This window comes from Peteryoungia rhizophila (genome assembly GCF_004912145.1).
GTDB lineage: Bacteria > Pseudomonadota > Alphaproteobacteria > Rhizobiales > Rhizobiaceae > Allorhizobium > Allorhizobium rhizophilum.
Genome location: NZ_STGT01000001.1, coordinates 1,066,274 through 1,082,202, shown reverse-complemented (window position 1 = coordinate 1,082,202; position 15,929 = coordinate 1,066,274). Strand labels below are relative to the sequence as shown.

Below are 15,929 nucleotides of genomic sequence, written 5' to 3'. Positions count from 1 at the left end.
GCATTGTTCGGGACCCCCGCGCGAGATCCCTCGCCGGACAGCGAGTACATCTATGCTTCCGAGAATTGCGATCATCGGCACGGGTCCGACCGGCCTCTACACCTTCAAACAATTGATCAGCTCGACCGTTCCCCTGTCGATCACGCTCTATGAGGCCGAGGGCGAGCCGGGAAAGGGTACGCCGTACCACCCCGACATGAACGATCCGGCGATGCTGTCGAACATTCCCAGCATCGAGCTTCCTGCTTTCACCGAGACACTGGCCGAGTGGCTGCATCGACAGGACGACGACACCCTGATGCGCCATGGCATCCGCCGCGAGGCGATCGACGAGCGGGAATTCTACCCGCGCCTCGTGCTGGGCGATTACATGCAGGCGCAATTCGAGCGCATGCTGGCGCTGGCCGCCGAGCGCGGCCACGAGATCACCGTGCTGGCCCACCACAAGGTGGCCGATATCGAGATCCAGGACGATGCGATCCGGCTGCGGGTTTCTCATCCGGATGGCGAGGACGACGCGGCCTTCGACCATGTCGTGATGGCGACCGGGCACAACTGGCCGGAAAGCACGGAGATCCGTCCCGGCTATTTCGTCTCGCCCTGGCCGGCGACCGTTCTCAAATCCATCCGCAACGAGGCCGTGGGCATTCTCGGCACGTCGTTGAGCGGTATCGACGCGCTGATGACGGTCGCGACCGCCCATGGCATGTTCTACAGCGATGTGGCCGGGGACCTGCAGTATCAGCCGGCTGAGGGCACGGAGGACTTTCGCGCGACGCTGATGTCGCGCAAGGGCATCCTGCCGGAAGCCGATTTTTACTGTCCGTTGCCCTATGTGGAGCCGCAGGTCTGCACCGAAGAGGCGATCGAGGCCTTGATCGCGACGGGTCGTCACGATCTGCTCGACGATGTCTTTGATCTCTTCCGCCGCGAAATTGTCGCCGCCGATCCTGACTATGCCGCCAGGATCGGACTGTCGCAGCTGACGGTAGAGACCTTCGCTGCCGCTTACTATGCGGATCGCACGCAAAGCGATCCCTTCGTCTGGGCCGCGAAGAACCTGGCCGAGGCCGAGGAAAACAGGTTGAAGCGCTACACCGTGCCGTGGCGCTACGCGATCCTGATCACCCACGAGATCGTCGCCCGGGTCATTCCGCATCTGGATGAGAACGACCTGAAACGCTTCCACCGGCACTTCAAGGGCATCTTCATCGACGACTATGCAACGGTGCCGTTGATGTCGATTCGCAGGCTTCTGGCGTTGTCGCGCGCCGGCAAGTTGTCGATCTTGAGATTGGGCGAGGACTACACAATCCGCACGGCCGAGGACGGTCTGGAGCGGGGCGCAGAGGTCGAGGTGTCGGGCACGACACATCGCTTCGGTGCCTTCATCGACGCGACCGGGCAGGAAACCCTGTCGGCGACGGATCTCCCCTTTCCAACGCTTGTCGCACAGGGGGGCGTGCGCGAAGCCGCGACGCCCAAGGTCGAGGCGATCATGTCGCTAGACCGGGATCCGGATATGGTTCGCACCGGTGGCATTGATGTCGACGACTGCTATCGCCCGCGTCTCGGCCTGATGTCGCAAGGCCGGCTCTATTGCGCGGCGATCGCCTTTCTGCTGCATAAGGAGCCCTTCGTTCAGGGGATCACCAGCGCACGGGACATTGGGGAGACCGTCGGTCGCGCGATCCTGAAGGATATCTCGGAGGCCGAGACGAGGCTCTTTCAGATCTCGGCGTAGACGGGGTCGCCGACGCTGATCGTCACGCCTTTGGCAGGCGTGGCATAGACCCCGAGATTGCGCTTGTTGTGGCGCATGATGCCCCGCAGCACGTCGGGCTCTTCGGACAGGCCGGGCTGTGCGACAAGCGTCATGCCGCAGCGGCGCGAGGCTTCGGTGACGCGCATATCAGTGTCGCCGATCCTGACGACGTGATCCACCCAACCGTTTTCGAGAAAGCCTTCGCCCTCTTCGGTCTCTATCAGGACCGATGGGCGGAAACGCCTGGCATCGAGCGGCGGAAGGCGCGCCGTCTCTGCGAGCGCGTTCAGCGATGCCGTGGTGACGAGGTGAAGCGGTGCCGGTTTGTACCGGTTGGAAACCACCGGAAATCTCAGATCTTCTTCGCCGAAGATGCCCACAGCGACCGGAAAACCAAAATGCTCGGCGAGCCGGTCGGGGAGTGCGTCGTCATCGAGTGCATATTCGGCGCTGTCGGCGAAGCGCAACACCGGCAGTCCGGTTGCCGGTTGCGAGGCGGTGACAAAGAGCGCGGGGCGCCAGCGCGTTTCCTTCTCGGGGGCGGCGGCAAGACCGCTGTCCGGATCGAACAGCGCGAAGCGACGGTCACCCTCGACGCCTTCAGGCGAGACGGTGATCGAGGCGAGCGGTTCTCCGCCAAGAGAACTCACCGGATAGCGCCAGACTTCCCGCACTCGACCGATTTTTCGCATGATGACTCCTGTTTCAGACCATCACCATACGTCGAAAAGCCGCTCTATGTTCCCGCGTTTCTGCGGAACCCATAATTCCGCAGAAGTTTGGCTCAGGTCCAGTCGAGCACGATCTTGCTCGCCTTGCCGGCGCTGGCGAGTTCGAAGGCGTGCGCGTAGTCGTCCACTTTCATCCGGTGGGTGATGACCTTGCGGATGTCGAGGCCGCTTTCGAGCATGGCGAGCATCTTGTGCCAGGTGTCGAACATTTCGCGGCCATAGATGCCCTTCAGCGTCACCATGCGGAAGACGACCTTGGAGAGATCGAAATGGAAGGGCCGCGCCGGTACGCCCAAGAGCGCGATGCGACCGCCCATCACGAGATGGTCGATCATCTGGTCGAGGGCCGCCGGTGAGCCACTCATCTCGAGGCCGACATCGAAGCCTTCCTTCATCTTCAGTTTCGTCATGACGTCGCGCAGGTCTTCGTTCGCCACATTGACCGGATGCACGTCTGCCACTTCAGCCGCGAGCGCCAGGCGCTCCGGGTTGACGTCGGTAATCACGACATGGCGGGCGCCGACATGGCGAGCGATTGCCGCCCCCATGATGCCGATCGGACCTGCGCCGGTGATGATGACGTCCTCGCCGACGAGATCGAAGGCGAGCGCCGTGTGCACGGCATTGCCGAGCGGATCGAGGATCGCGCCGATCTCGTCATCGATCGTGTCCGGCAGCGGGATGATGTTGAAGGCCGGGATCTTGGCGAATTCGGCAAACGTGCCCTGCACGTTGACGCCGATGCCCTTTGTCTCGGGATCGAGGTGATACTTGCCGGCGCGGGAGGCGCGGCTGTTCATGCCGACGAGATGGCCTTCGCCCGAGACCCGCTGGCCGATCTGGAGATTGCGGACATTGGCGCCGACGGCGACGATTTCGCCGGCATATTCATGGCCTGTAATCATCGGCACGGGGATCGTCTTCTGCGCCCACTCGTCCCATTTGTAGATGTGAACGTCGGTGCCGCAGATGCCGGTCTTGTTGATCTTCACCAGCACGTCGTCGGGCCCGATGTCCGGGACCGGGGCGTCGATCATCCAGATGCCGACCTCGGATTTCTGCTTGGAAAGCGCCTTCATGATCAGATCATCCCGATGGTCTTGCCGGCATCGATGAATGCGGCGATGGCAGTGTCTATATCAGCCTCGGAGAGCGCTGCCGACATCTGGGTGCGGATGCGGGCCTGGCCCTTCGGCACGACGGGGAAGAAGAAGCCGGCGACATAGACGCCGCGCGCATCGAGCTCGGCGGCAAGCTTCTGGGCGAGTACGGCGTCGTGGGTCATGACGGGGATGATCGGCGTTTCGCCGGGAAGCAGTTCGAAGCCCGCATCGGTCAGACCCTGGCGGAAGCGTTTGGTGTGGCCGGAAAGCTTGGCGCGCAGGTCGTCGGCGCTTTCTGCAATCTCGATCGCCTTCAGCGAACCGGCGGCGACTGCGGGGGCGAGGCTGTTGGAGAAGAGATAGGGCCGCGCCCGCTGGCGTAAGAGATCGATCGCGGCTTTCGGGCCGGCTATGAAGCCGCCCATGGCACCACCCAGCGTCTTGCCGAAGGTGCCAGTGATGATGTCGACGCGGGTGCCGACACCGGTCAGTGTCGGAGTGCCCTTGCCCTTGGCACCCAGATGGCCCGTGGCATGGCATTCGTCGATCATCACCATGGCGCCGTATTTTTCGGCGAGCGCGCAGATCTCCGGGAGCTTGGCGACATAGCCGTCCATCGAGAAGACGCCGTCGGTGACGATCAGGCGGAAGCGCGTGCCGTCGGCAATCGCCTTCTTCAACTCGTCTTCGAGGCCATCCATGTCAGAATTGGCATAGCGGTAGCGTTTCGCCTTGGAGAGCCGCACGCCGTCGATGATCGAGGCGTGGTTGAGCGAGTCGGAAATGATTGCGTCCTCAGGCCCGAGCAGCGTCTCGAAGACCCCGCCATTGGCGTCGAAGCAGGCGGCAAACAGGATCGCGTCGTCCTTGTCGAGATAGCGGGCGATCGCCTGTTCGAGCGCGCGGTGAATATCTTGCGCGCCGCAGATGAAGCGCACCGAGGCCATGCCGAAACCGTGGCTATCGATCGCGGCCTTGGCGGCCTGTTCGATCTCGGGATGGTTGGCAAGGCCGAGATAGTTGTTGGCGCAGAGATTGATCATCTCGCGCGTGCCCCGGGCATCGCGCACCTGGATCCGGCCCGATTGCGGGCTGACGATTTCGCGCTCGCGCTTCAGAAGCCCGTCGGCTTCGATGCCCTGGAGGGTTTCGGTGATGTGGTCGAGAAAGCCGGTCTGCATGGGAAATCCCTCGATGCTGAATAATTCCAGCATATCGGAATTTTGCCTATCGACAATCGATATTTTGGAATTGCCTTTTCGCTTACCTGTGTAGCACGACCAGCAGGCCTTTGCCGATATCGGATCCGGCGTTGCTGATCGCATGCGGGACATCGGCACGGTAGCGAGCGGTTTCGCCGGCCCTGATGACCGTCTTGCTGCCGCCGCTTGAGATCTCGAAACCGTCGGTAAAGGCGGTGAAATGTTCGAAGGCGCCGATCGAATGCGGCTGGCTGGTGAGCGCGCCGCCCGGATCCATTTCGAGCTCGTACCATTCGGTCTGGCCGGCAAGCCGGGGCGAGCTCAGGATCTTCAGCCGGCAGGAGCCGTCGGCGCTGCGGATGACGGGTGTGTGCATGACCGAGGTTACCTCGATCTCCTCGCGACCCGCCATGGAGGTGCCGTTGCCGATGAGATCGGACAGCTCGATCTCCATCGCCTGGGTGAGGCTCCAGAGCACGGCAAAGGTGGGATTGGCCTCGCCCCGCTCGATCTGGCTCAGCATCGACTTGGAGACGCCGGATAGCGTGCCGAGTTGCTCGAGCGTTAGCTTGCGCGCCTTGCGCTCGCGCTTGATGGCCGGGCCGATCTCGGGAGTGTGCTGCTGCATAGGCTCTGTCCTGCGGTCTCGCCGGCGAGTGCCGACCGCCCCTTTTACGCCGACCATGCCATGCTGCGGAAGAGGGCGAAGAGCAAAGCTTGACTCCACCATCTGCGCATGGAATTCTCAGATAATGGAATCGGAAGATCAGTTCGAGAAACATGTCGCCGAAAGGCTGAAGCGCCTGCGCGTCGCGCGGGGGCTGACGCTCGACCAACTGGCGGACCTCTCAGGCGTAAGTCGGGCGATGATCTCGCGCATCGAGCGATCCGAGGCAAGCCCGACCGCGGCATTGCTGGCGCGCCTCTGCTCGGCGCTCGGGGTGTCGTTGTCCGTCTTTTTTGCGAGTACCGAGGCCGAGCCTTCGCCACTCACGCGGCGGGTTGACCAACCGGTCTGGCGTGATCCGGAGAGCGGATATGTGCGCCGCGCGATCTCCCCGCAGGGCACGGGCAGCGGGACCGATATCGTCGAGGTCGAGTTTCCGGCCGGGGCCGAGGTGCGGTTTCCGGGGCGCCCGACAGGCCGCAGCCAGACCCAGCATGTCTGGGTCTTCGAGGGCATAATCGAACTCACCATCGGCGAGACCGTGCATCGGCTCGAAGCCGGGGATTGCCTTTTCATGAATGTCGGGGATGTGCACGGCTATCGCAATCCGACCGACAGACCCGCCCGCTATGCCGTCGTCATTTCCCTCGGCACATAAACCTTCCATACAGGACCTGCGTCATGACCGACACCAAGACCGATATTCGCCTGCTTTCCAAAGATGATGCGCTTGCCACCTTGCCCGACCTCTGCGAGACGCTTGCGGATTGCGTCGAGGGCGGCGCCTCGCTCGGCTTCATGTCGCCCTTCACGCCTAAAGACGGCGAAACCTTCTGGGAAGGGGTAGCAGAGGCCGTCGGGCGCGGTGAGGTCCTGCTCTATGGTGCCTTCATCGGCGACCGCCTCGTCGGCACCGTGCAGATCGGCTTTGCGTCCAAGCCCAACCAGCCGCATCGTGCCGATCTGATGAAGCTGCTCGTGCATCGCGACGCCCGGGGCCTCGGCCTGTCGAAGGCACTGATGGCGGCGGCGGAGGCCGGCGCAGCGCGGGCTGGGCGTACGCTGCTCGTGCTCGATACGGCGGCCGGTGAGCTGGCGGAGACGCTCTACGAGAAACTCGGCTGGCAGCGCTCGGGTGCGATCCCGAACTACGCGCTTTTCCCCGATGGACGCTATTGCGACACCGTGATCTTCTGGAAGACTGTGGCTTGAAAGCATCGCTGCCAAGCGAATGCCATCTTGCCCAAAAAACGTCCAACGGGCGCTCTTCACCTTTCTGTGAGCATAGGCTTATCGTCCCGCGATCTTGGAGCTGAGGGGAAGCATATGGTCGGGAACGTGATTTTGAAGTGGCTGGCCATTGGGCTGGCAGTGGCCATCACAGCGCCGGCTTTCGCTGCAGACGTCACATTTGTGATGCGCAACGAGCATCCGAATGCCGTCGAAGTCGAGCTCTACAGCCAGGACCGTGACTATGTCTGGCCGGGCGACAATCAGGTCTTCTATCTCGATGATGGCGAGACCAAGCAGATCCCGCTGTCCTGCGAAGAAGGCGAGTCGATCTGCTATGGCGCCTGGATCTCGGGCGACAAGCAGACCTATTGGGGCGTGGGGCCTGAAAATGCCGAGACCTGCGAGGACTGCTGCTACACCTGCACCGGCGGAGAGACGGAAGAGATCAATCTGACCGAGTAATACCAGATCGGCGGGGGCCGAGGGGCGGGGGCGATGTTTCTGGTCGAATGACCGGGAAGATCGCCCCCTTTGCACTTGTGGCTAAGGCTGTGCCGAGGCTAGTTTTCCTCCAAACGACCAAGGGGAAAACGAGACGATGCGCGTATTCTATTCGGAAAAGCACAAGCTCCGCGACGCCAAGACTGAGTTGCATGGTGGCCTGCTGGTGAAGCCATTTGAGGGGCCATTCCGCGCCGAATGGGTGCTGGCGGGCGTCAAGGAGGCGGGCTTCACCGATGTGCGCGCACCGGCCGAGCACGGGCTCGAAACGGCGCTCAAGGTCCATGACGCCGGTTATCTTGAATTCCTGCGCACCTGCTGGGACCGCTGGCAGACGCATGGCTTCGAGGGCGAGGCGATCGCGACGTCATTTCCATGCCGCCGCAGCCAGACGGGCCGCGTGCCGAAGAATATCGACGGTGCCGTCGGCTACTACGCCAATTCGGCCGAAACCTCGATTTCCAAGGGCACCTATGAGGCGGCCATTGCCTCCATGGACGTCGCCCTCTCCGGGGCCGACTGGCTGAACGAGGGCAATCGCTTTGCCTTCTCGCTCTGCCGCCCGCCGGGCCACCATGCCGGTATCGATCTTTTCGGCGGCTACTGCTTCATCAACAACGCCGCCGTCGCCGCCCAGCGCTTGATCGACCATGGCGCCAAGAAAGTCGCGATCCTCGACGTCGATTTCCACCACGGCAACGGCACCCAGGACATCACCTATCGCCGCGGCGACATCTTCTTCGCCTCGCTGCATGGCGAGCCGGAAGATGCATTCCCCTTCTTCCTCGGTTATGCCGACGAGACGGGTGAAGGTGACGGCGAGGGGCTGAATGCCAACTATCCGATGCCCTCGGGCACACCCTTCGAGATCTGGTCGGCAGCGCTCGAAGACAGCCTGAAGAGGATCAAGACCTACGGCGCAGAGGCGATCGTGCTCTCGCTTGGGGTCGACACCTTCGAGAAGGATCCGATCAGCTTCTTCAAGTTGAAGAGCCTGGACTATATCCGCATGGGCGAGATGGTTGCCGCAAGCGGCGTGCCGGTGCTGACCCTGATGGAGGGCGGCTACGGCGTGCCGGAAATCGGCTTGAACGTGGCGAATGTACTGAAGGGGCTGGAGGGCTGAAGACGCCTCAATAGGTCTTCGCGACTTCGGTGAAATGACGCTTCAGCCGCGCCACGTCGGCCGGATCGATCTCGACCCCGGTCACGGCGATCCACGGGTCGACATGATGTTGCGGGGCATAGACATGTCCGTAGCCGATCGGGCTCGTCGTCGCGATCATCATGTCGAACAGCAGTTGCAGCATGGTGAGTACCGGATACCAGGTGAGTTCGGGAGATACATCCGGGCCCCGCACGCCTGAAAGCCACTCCGGGGAGCGGTAGGCGGAGCGGGGGTCGAAGAACACCACGGGATCGCTGGCATATTGCAGATAGACGATCCGCAGCGGACCCCAGGCGGCAGACGCCGTGTCGAGTTCGGCCCGCTGGTTCGTGAAGCGCACGATCGACCCGTCTCCATAGCGGGGCAGCCACGCGGGGGAGCCGGCTTCCCGACCCATCGTGAACTCGTTCCACATCCGGCTTTGGAACGGTGGCCCGACCCAGAGTGCGCCGTAGAAGGGATCGGTGACGATCTCCAGGAGATCGACCGAACTCTGAGAGTTGAGCGCTCCGAGGCTCAGACCATAAAGCACCAGCCTGGGCCGCTCGTCCGGTGGCAACTGTTTCCAGTGACGATAGACCGCACGAAACAGGGCCTTTGCCGACTCCGAACCATATTCCGGCTCGACCAGCAGTGAGAGCCAGCTGGTCAGGTAGGAGTATTGCAAGGCCACGCTCGCGACATCGCCACGAAGCAGGGTGTCGAGGGTATCTGCCGCAGCCGGGTCGATCCAGCCGGTCCCGGTGGGGGCTTTGATCACGAGCGTCGAGCGTTCGAAACCGCCCTGACGGATCAGTTCCTCCAGCGCGAGTGCCACCCGGGTCTCGATGTCATCTCCGTTGTTCAATCCTGCATAGACCCGGATCGGCTCCAACGCAGGCTCTCCCCAGAAGCCTTCGATATCCGAGCGGGTCGGGCCCGATGCCACATAGTGGCGGCCCTGACGGCCCAGACCATGCCAGGCAAGACGGGAAGCCGGACCGCCCGTTTTCTCGGACGAAGTCGGCGCGGCGACTTCATCCTCCATCAGGTCGTCCAGTTGCTGGAAGGAGGAATCAGCGAGCCTGAGTGCGCCGCGCAAGACCACGTTTTCACCGATCGACCAGAAGATGACGGCGGCAATGACGAAGCCGATGGCGGTGGCAACCCGTGTTGGGAAAATGGTGGCCATGCGTGCCGCCAGTCTTCTGAACAGCATCATGAACAGGCGTCCGATCCACAGCAGGCCCATGAAAAGGGCTGCTGCCACCAGCACAGCCTCGAGGTATGAGGCATCGAGAGGGGCCATCTGCCAGAGCGCACGTGCCGATTCCTGCCAGACGGCGGAACGCCAGAGTGCGACGGCCATCGCGGACACCCCGAACGCTGCTATCCAGAACAGCGCCTTGTCACGGTGCAGGCGAAGTTCGGGCAACTCGAAGAGCCGCCAGAGAGAGCTCAAGAGAACGCCGATGAAATAGCCGACAGCTGCAGCAATGCCGGACAAAGATCCCTGTACCAGCGCTTCGCGCGGCATGAGGCTGGGCGTCAGCGATGCGCAGAAGAAGGCGATGGCGAGAACTACGCCCGGCAGGGAAAGCTTGCCGATGAAGACCCTGACGATGACCGACAGTGGACTGTCTCCCGCTTCAAGCCGTGAGAGCCGTTCCGGCTCGTCTTCCGTTCGAGCCGACAGACTATTCGACTTGTTCCGCCTTTTGAAGGGCATCAAACGCCCTGCGGCAAAACAGACAAACCCGGCATGGAAGCCGGGTTTGGGATTGGTGAACCGTGCAGGTGGATCAGAGCGTGCCCTGACGCTGCTGGATCATCTGATAGGTGTCGAAGCTGTATTCGGCGATCTGGGCCCAGAGATAGGCATCCTGCTTGAACGCCTGCTGGCTGTCGAAGAGCTTCTTGAACCACTCGTTCTTGGCCGAGAGATCCGCATAGGTTTCCTTCGCCGCCTTGTGGCAGGTGTCGAGGATGTCGGACGAGAAGGCGCGCAGCTGTGCACCGCCGGCAACGAGTTCGCGCAGGGCTGCTGCGTTCGAGGCATCATAGCGGGCGAGCATGCGGGCGTTCGCGGCCGCACAAGCGTCGGTGAGGATGCGCTTGTAGTTTTCCGGCAGGCCGTTGAACTTGTCGAGGTTGAAGAAGGCATGCACGGTCGGGCCGCCTTCCCACCAGGCCGGGTAGTAGTAGTAGGGCGCGACCTTGTAGAAGCCGAGCTTCAGGTCGTCATAGGGACCGACGAATTCCGTGGCGTCGATCGTGCCCTTTTCCAGCGCCGGATAGACGTCCGAGCCGGCGATCTGCTGCGGCGTGACGCCGACCTTGGCCATGATCTCGCCAGCCAGACCGGCAATGCGCATCTTCAGGCCCTTGAGGTCGTCGATCGTCTTGATTTCCTTGCGGTACCAACCGCCCATCTGCGCGCCGGTATTGCCGGCCGGCAGTGCGTAGAGCTTGTAGGAGCTGAGGAACTCGTTGAGCAGCTCGTTGCCGCCGCCGGCGGTGAACCAGGAATTGGTCATGCGGGCATTGAGGCCGAACGGGATCGCCGTTCCGAGCGCGAAGGCCGGGTCCTTGCCGATATAGTAATAGCAGCAGGTATGGCCCATCTCGATGGTATCGGCGGTGACGGCATCGGCGACCTGCAGCGGCGGCACGATTTCACCGGCGGCGAAAACCTGGATTTCGAACTGTCCATCCGTCGCCTTCGACACGCTCTCGGCGATGTCGGTCGCGGCCCCGAAGATGATGTCGAGGCTCTTCGGGAAGGACGAGGCGAGGCGCCAGGTAACCTTGGGGTTTTCCTGCGCAATGGCGGGCGCTGCAAGTGCGGCTGCCCCGACGCCGGCAACGCCGGCCTGCTTGAAGAATTGACGGCGGTTCATGATCTATAGCCTCTGATGATACGCACTCCTCCAGCTCCCGCGGCGGGTCTAGTCTTGCAGGCGAGGGAGTGCAAGCGCAAAAGCTCACGAAGTTGTCCGGCAACCCGACCAAAATTGCGTTTTGTTTCGTCGATCCCGTGTTCCACGCAAGGAACCGTCAGGTAGCGCCGCGTCGGCGTGGATCATCGAGGGCCGGATTGTAGAAGAGGGACAGGACGAGGCTCTTGGCGATCCGCTCGGCACTTGTCATGAACCAGCCATGCGCGTCTTCCGAGGCACCGATCTCGACGAGCGTGTCGGAAAAGAGCTGCAGCCATTGATGGAATAGCCCTTCGGCCATGCCGTCGACGCCCTGATGGGCCATCACGGGCTTGCCGCCATAGGCGCCGGTCTTGAAGGCGACGGAGCTCCAGAAGGCTTTCATCTTGACCATGTGCTCCGGCCAGCGGCCGGCAAGCCGCGCCTCGAAAACCGGCCCGAGGTCCGCATGCTGGCGGATATTGCCGTAGAAGGTCTCCACCATCAGGTCGATGAAACCCACGTCGACGCCCATGGCCGCCATTTCGCTAGCGGCCCTGGCAGTGATCTCGGCGCGGTGGGCGGCGCGGCCCACAAGATCCGTGGTCATAGTTTCTCTCGTCGGTGATGAATGTCGCAAGTCTGATGCACTTCCTAGTGCAAATGGTCCATGCGGCATCTTGATACAAGCCGCAATCTGCCCTAGATTTAGAATTATTCTAATCTAGGTGGTCAATCTCATGTTCAGTCTCTCCCTCAGTGGCGGCAAGCGGCCGTTCGACGAACTGTCCGAGCAGGAAATCCTGGCGCTTGCCATCTCCTCCGAAGAGGATGATGCCCGTATCTATCTCGCCTATGCGGACCAGCTGCGTGAGGCCTATCCGCACTCGGCCAAGGTCTTCGAGGACATGGCCGCAGTCGAGCATACCCACCGCAACATGCTGATCGAGATGCACCGGGACCGTTTCGGCGAGCGCATTCCGCTGATCCGCCGCGAACATGTGCGCGGTTTCTACGACCGCAAGCCGGACTGGCTCCGCAAGAACCTGACGCTGGACCAGATCCGCGAAGAGACAATGCAGATGGAGGAGGGGGCCTATCGTTTCTATCACGAGGCCGCCCAGCACACGTCCGATGCCGGTATCCGCAAGCTGCTCGGCGATCTCGCCATGGCCGAACAGGGCCATGAGGAGATCGCGACCATGCTCGGCGACCGGCATTTGCCGGAGGATGCGCGCGCGACGGAGGACGAGACGAAAAAGCGCCAGTTCATCCTCACCTATGTCCAGCCGGGTCTCGCCGGCCTGATGGACGGCTCGGTCTCGACGCTCGCCCCGATCTTTGCCGCGGCCTTTGCGACGGGCGACACCTGGTCCACCTTCCTCATCGGCCTTTCGGCATCGGTCGGTGCCGGCATCTCCATGGGCTTCACCGAAGCCGCCCATGACGACGGCAAGCTCTCTGGTCGCGGTTCGCCGCTGAAGCGGGGTCTGGCGTCCGGCATCATGACCACGGTCGGCGGTCTCGGTCACGCGCTCCCCTATCTCATTCCGCATTTCTGGACTGCGACGATCACCGCTGCCGTCATCGTCTTCTTCGAACTATGGGCGATCGCCTTCATCCAGAACCGCTACATGGAAACACCCTTCTGGCGTGCGGCCATGCAGGTGGTGCTCGGCGGCTCGCTGGTGCTGGCAGCCGGTGTGCTGATCGGGCATGGCTGATTTGATCTCGACTGCGGCTTGACGCAGGCCATGGTGGCGCTGTCATCTGGCGATCATCGAATCGCATTATGGCGCACCCATGAAAGCCTCACCCGCGACCATCGGTCTGGGCGTCACCATGACCATCGGTTACGGCACGCTCTATTACTCCTTCTCTGTGCTCGCACCCGAAATCGCCCGCGAATTCGGCTGGGGGCAGAGTTTCGTCTTCGGCGTCTTCTCCTTCGGGCTTTTGGCCGGAGCTGTCGCCGCGCCGATCCTCGGGCGCCTGGTCGATCGCTTCGGGGCACGGCTGATCCTCTGTCTCGGATCGGTCACGGCTTCGGTGGCGCTCGCCCTTTTTGCGGTGATGCAGAATGCCTGGCAGTTTGCGGTGATCACGCTGGCCGCGGAATTCATCGCCCTCGCCGTGCAATATGACGCGGGGTTCGCCGCTCTTGCCCAGACCCATGGTCGGGAGGCCAGGGCCCACATCACCCTCGTGACCCTGATCGCGGGCTTTGCCTCGACGGTCTACTGGCCGCTCCTGCAATGGCTGCTGACCTGGATGGACTGGCGCGATGTCTATCTCGTCCTGGCCGCCATGAACCTCCTGATCGCACTGCCGATCCATCTCGCCTTGCCGCGTGCGAGGCTCAGCGAGAAGCCGGTCTCCCGTGTCGAGGAGACGAGCGTCGAGATGACCTTCGACGGAGAACGCAGGCGACGCATGGTGCTGATGGCGACGGCCTTTGCGGCGGGTGGCTTCGTCGTATCGGCGGTCGGCGCCACGCTGCTCGTCCTGATGCGCGACCTCGGTTACGCGACCGCGATGGCGACGCTTGCCGGAAGTCTCATCGGGCCGAGCCAGGTGACGGCACGGCTGATCGAATATGCGAGGCGCAACCTTTTCTCGCCGCCCCTGACGGCGATCATCGCTGCCGTGGCCATGGCGCTCGGCCTGTTCATGCTGGCGGGGGCGCTCGTCCAGCCCATCGCGGCTTTCGCCATTGCCTTCGCAGTGTTTTACGGCGCGGGTCAGGGGCTGACGTCGATCGTGCGGGGCGTGCTACCGCTGCATTACTTCGGCGTGGCCGGCTATGGCCGGACCATGGGCACGCTCGCATCGACGCGGATCATCGCATCCGCCATCGCGCCGGTCTCGGTGATCTGGTTGAACGAGACGTTGGGTCCGCATGCGGCCATTGCCGCCCTCGCGGGTATGGCCTGCCTTGCCGTTCTGGCGACACTTGCGCTCACGCGCCGTTAATAACGGCTCCGTTTACTGCAATGCGCCGACCAGCACGTCGGATGTACCGTTCTCGATGGTGACCCAGCGGCCGCTGTCGGTGCTCGACTGGCGCTTGAGGAAAGCGTAGCGGGTCTCGGTCCAGAGCTTCACGTCGTCGTTGAGATTGTCGAGTACGAAGTCGCCCGACTGGGTGCGAACCGTGAGGACCGCGTGACCTTCGCCATCGGGCTTGCGGACGACGGTGATCAGCAGGTCTGCTGCCGAAAAGCCGGCTTCCATCAGTTTCTTGCGCTTGAGCAGCACGAAGTCTTCGCAATCGCCGAGATCGACAGGATAGGCCCAGACCTCTTCGCGACCGTAGATTTCCGCGTCGGTCATCGGGACGATGGCGTGATTGACGCTGGTATTGATGTCGCGAACCACGCTCCAGCCGTGATCGGTCACCTTGGGCGGGGTAGAGGGCCGGTTGCGGAGCGCGCATTCCTGGGGAAGCGACTGGCAGAATTCATAATGGCCGATGGGCTGGGAGGTCACGCCGCCAGTGATCATGGATCGCAGCGACTGCGGAGCCGAGAAGCCCGCATGAGCAGGTGCGAGAACCGCAGCTGCGATGATGAGCGCCTTGATGGCGCGCGAGCCGTTCGTCATGAACACGTCCCCTGTATCCTTAACAAAAGGTTAAGATTGCAGGGCGACATGAGTCAACGGCGCTGGTGGTATCCACCGGCGCAATTCATCGGGTATGGTTAAAATGCGACAGTTCTAACGTCCGAAGACACGTTCTGTTCCCGACGGGCGAGAAGATATCGCTTTCCGGCGGTGCTCAGACCATCGAAACGATAGCCGATTTCATCTTGGCAATGTCTTCCGGACGGGAGAGCCGATGGTCTCCGTCACGAATCAGCGTCAGCACGACGTCGTCCAGCGGGAGGAATTCCATCAGTTTAAGGGCGTGCTGAAAAGGAACATCCGGGTCGTTCATGCCCTGCAGGATATGCACGGGGCAACCTGTCTCGATGAGGCCGGTCAGCACGCGGTTCTCGACGCCGTCCTCCATGAGGTCGCGCGTGAAGATATTGGGTTCAGGACTGTATTCGGAAGGTTCCTCGAAATAGCCGCGCTCGACAAGCGACCGCCGCTCGGCCTCCGTCAGGCTCGGCTCGATCAGTTCCGACGTGAAATCGGGTGCCGGTGCGATGAGAACCAGGCCCTCGACCGTGACGGGCAGCGCGCGGCGGTTCGCTTCCTGGATGACGCGAAGCGCGATCCACCCGCCCATGGAGGAGCCGACGAGCACGACCTTGGCCACGCCGGCATCCGCGATGACCGCCAACGCTTCCTCCGTCCAGCGCGAAATGGTGCCCTTGCGGAAATCCCCGCCGGATACGCCATGCCCCGAATAGTCGAAGCGGACCGCGGTCAGCCCCTGCTCGGCGGCAAGCGCGTCCATTTCGATCGCCTTGGTGCCCGCCATGTCGGATCGATAGCCGCCGAGCCAGACCAGCGCCGGGCCGTCTTCTGCGACGCCGAGGCGGGTGATGACGACGATGTCGCGTGCCGCCTCGCCGGTCCCCACAGTGATCGTCTTTTCCTGCAGGATGTTTGCTGTCGTGCCCATGATAAGCGCTCTCCTTTTGTCGAAGGTTGTAAAACAGATTCGCGGAGTCGCGGACAGCAGGTGATTTTCTTTCGCAAGCATGCTATTGA

At 62.5% G+C, this 15,929-nt stretch carries 16 protein-coding genes; 7 read left to right on the top strand and 9 right to left on the bottom strand.

The window, feature by feature from the left end; translation table 11 throughout:
• Positions 1–52: 52 nt before the first annotated feature.
• Entirely contained in the window at positions 53–1,744 is a 1,692-nt protein-coding gene (locus E9677_RS05110) for an FAD/NAD(P)-binding protein (protein ID WP_136556969.1), read from the top strand.
• Here the strand turns inward: E9677_RS05110 and E9677_RS05105 are convergent.
• From E9677_RS05105 to E9677_RS05090, 4 genes are all read right to left on the bottom strand, one after another.
• Positions 1,729–2,457 carry an MOSC domain-containing protein gene (locus E9677_RS05105; RefSeq protein ID WP_136556968.1) on the bottom strand — a complete coding sequence of 243 codons (729 nt, stop codon included), beginning with the start codon at positions 2,455–2,457 and terminating at the stop codon, positions 1,729–1,731. The genes E9677_RS05110 and E9677_RS05105 overlap by 16 nt on opposite strands.
• A 92-nt stretch (positions 2,458–2,549) precedes the next feature.
• A complete protein-coding gene (gene tdh / locus E9677_RS05100) occupies positions 2,550–3,575 on the bottom strand; it encodes an L-threonine 3-dehydrogenase (RefSeq protein ID WP_136556967.1) in 1,026 nt (341 codons plus the stop codon).
• 2 nt (positions 3,576–3,577) lie between these two features.
• Entirely contained in the window at positions 3,578–4,780 is a 1,203-nt protein-coding gene (locus E9677_RS05095; protein WP_136556966.1) for a glycine C-acetyltransferase, read from the bottom strand.
• A gap of 82 nt (positions 4,781–4,862) precedes the next feature.
• Entirely contained in the window at positions 4,863–5,429 is a 567-nt protein-coding gene (locus E9677_RS05090; protein ID WP_136556965.1) for a helix-turn-helix domain-containing protein, read from the bottom strand.
• A gap of 121 nt (positions 5,430–5,550) precedes the next feature.
• Between E9677_RS05090 and E9677_RS05085 the strand changes: the two genes are divergently transcribed.
• The 4 genes from E9677_RS05085 (at position 5,551) to E9677_RS05070 (ending at position 8,328) form a co-directional block, all read left to right on the top strand.
• Positions 5,551–6,126 carry a helix-turn-helix domain-containing protein gene (locus E9677_RS05085; protein ID WP_205910113.1) on the top strand — a complete coding sequence of 192 codons (576 nt, stop codon included), beginning with the start codon at positions 5,551–5,553 and terminating at the stop codon, positions 6,124–6,126.
• 23 nt (positions 6,127–6,149) lie between these two features.
• Entirely contained in the window at positions 6,150–6,680 is a 531-nt protein-coding gene (locus tag E9677_RS05080) for a GNAT family N-acetyltransferase (RefSeq protein WP_136556963.1), read from the top strand.
• Between the two features lie 114 nt (positions 6,681–6,794).
• Positions 6,795–7,163: a hypothetical protein gene (locus E9677_RS05075; RefSeq protein ID WP_168801119.1), complete on the top strand. Its 369-nt coding sequence runs from the start codon at positions 6,795–6,797 to the stop codon at positions 7,161–7,163.
• Positions 7,164–7,299: 136 nt separating this feature from the next.
• Entirely contained in the window at positions 7,300–8,328 is a 1,029-nt protein-coding gene (locus tag E9677_RS05070) for a histone deacetylase family protein (protein ID WP_136556962.1), read from the top strand.
• Between the two features lie 7 nt (positions 8,329–8,335).
• Here the strand turns inward: E9677_RS05070 and E9677_RS05065 are convergent, their stop codons facing one another.
• The 3 genes from E9677_RS05065 to E9677_RS05055 all read right to left on the bottom strand — a co-directional run bounded on the left by E9677_RS05065 (position 8,336) and on the right by E9677_RS05055 (position 11,877).
• Positions 8,336–10,078 (bottom strand): alpha/beta hydrolase, encoded by a 1,743-nt coding sequence (locus tag E9677_RS05065; protein WP_136556961.1) that lies wholly within the window; start codon positions 10,076–10,078, stop codon positions 8,336–8,338.
• A 73-nt stretch (positions 10,079–10,151) separates the two neighbouring features.
• Positions 10,152–11,249 carry a TRAP transporter substrate-binding protein gene (locus tag E9677_RS05060; RefSeq protein WP_136556960.1) on the bottom strand — a complete coding sequence of 366 codons (1,098 nt, stop codon included), beginning with the start codon at positions 11,247–11,249 and terminating at the stop codon, positions 10,152–10,154.
• Between the two features lie 157 nt (positions 11,250–11,406).
• Entirely contained in the window at positions 11,407–11,877 is a 471-nt protein-coding gene (locus E9677_RS05055) for a group III truncated hemoglobin (RefSeq protein ID WP_136556959.1), read from the bottom strand.
• 130 nt (positions 11,878–12,007) lie between these two features.
• Between E9677_RS05055 and mbfA the strand changes: the two genes are divergently transcribed.
• Together mbfA and E9677_RS05045 are read left to right on the top strand one after the other, a co-directional pair.
• Entirely contained in the window at positions 12,008–12,991 is a 984-nt protein-coding gene (mbfA, locus tag E9677_RS05050; RefSeq protein ID WP_136556958.1) for an iron exporter MbfA, read from the top strand.
• Between the two features lie 79 nt (positions 12,992–13,070).
• Positions 13,071–14,240 (top strand): MFS transporter, encoded by a 1,170-nt coding sequence (locus E9677_RS05045; RefSeq protein ID WP_136556957.1) that lies wholly within the window; start codon positions 13,071–13,073, stop codon positions 14,238–14,240.
• Between the two features lie 12 nt (positions 14,241–14,252).
• On the opposite strand, the gene E9677_RS05040 is transcribed toward E9677_RS05045, so the two are convergent.
• On the bottom strand, positions 14,253–14,870 hold the full coding sequence (locus E9677_RS05040) for a transglutaminase-like cysteine peptidase (protein WP_168801118.1): 618 nt from the start codon (positions 14,868–14,870) through the stop codon (positions 14,253–14,255).
• A 175-nt stretch (positions 14,871–15,045) separates the two neighbouring features.
• Entirely contained in the window at positions 15,046–15,840 is a 795-nt protein-coding gene (locus E9677_RS05035) for an alpha/beta hydrolase (protein WP_136556955.1), read from the bottom strand.
• Positions 15,841–15,929 lie beyond the last annotated feature (89 nt).

Bases quoted from the DNA above. Each gene is read 5' to 3' on its own strand.
- E9677_RS05035 (WP_136556955.1), bottom strand. From the start codon at position 15,840: ATGGGCACGACAGCAAACATCCTGCAGGAAAAGACGATCACTGTGGGG.
- E9677_RS05080 (WP_136556963.1), top strand. From the start codon at position 6,150: ATGACCGACACCAAGACCGATATTCGCCTGCTTTCCAAAGATGATGCG.
- E9677_RS05070 (WP_136556962.1), top strand. From the start codon at position 7,300: ATGCGCGTATTCTATTCGGAAAAGCACAAGCTCCGCGACGCCAAGACT.
- E9677_RS05040 (WP_168801118.1), bottom strand. From the start codon at position 14,870: ATGACGAACGGCTCGCGCGCCATCAAGGCGCTCATCATCGCAGCTGCG.
- E9677_RS05110 (WP_136556969.1), top strand. From the start codon at position 53: ATGCTTCCGAGAATTGCGATCATCGGCACGGGTCCGACCGGCCTCTAC.
- E9677_RS05060 (WP_136556960.1), bottom strand. From the start codon at position 11,249: ATGAACCGCCGTCAATTCTTCAAGCAGGCCGGCGTTGCCGGCGTCGGG.
- mbfA (WP_136556958.1), top strand. From the start codon at position 12,008: ATGTTCAGTCTCTCCCTCAGTGGCGGCAAGCGGCCGTTCGACGAACTG.
- E9677_RS05065 (WP_136556961.1), bottom strand. From the start codon at position 10,078: ATGCCCTTCAAAAGGCGGAACAAGTCGAATAGTCTGTCGGCTCGAACG.
- E9677_RS05075 (WP_168801119.1), top strand. From the start codon at position 6,795: ATGGTCGGGAACGTGATTTTGAAGTGGCTGGCCATTGGGCTGGCAGTG.
- E9677_RS05055 (WP_136556959.1), bottom strand. From the start codon at position 11,877: ATGACCACGGATCTTGTGGGCCGCGCCGCCCACCGCGCCGAGATCACT.
- E9677_RS05105 (WP_136556968.1), bottom strand. From the start codon at position 2,457: ATGCGAAAAATCGGTCGAGTGCGGGAAGTCTGGCGCTATCCGGTGAGT.
- E9677_RS05090 (WP_136556965.1), bottom strand. From the start codon at position 5,429: ATGCAGCAGCACACTCCCGAGATCGGCCCGGCCATCAAGCGCGAGCGC.
- E9677_RS05045 (WP_136556957.1), top strand. From the start codon at position 13,071: ATGAAAGCCTCACCCGCGACCATCGGTCTGGGCGTCACCATGACCATC.
- E9677_RS05095 (WP_136556966.1), bottom strand. From the start codon at position 4,780: ATGCAGACCGGCTTTCTCGACCACATCACCGAAACCCTCCAGGGCATC.
- tdh (WP_136556967.1), bottom strand. From the start codon at position 3,575: ATGAAGGCGCTTTCCAAGCAGAAATCCGAGGTCGGCATCTGGATGATC.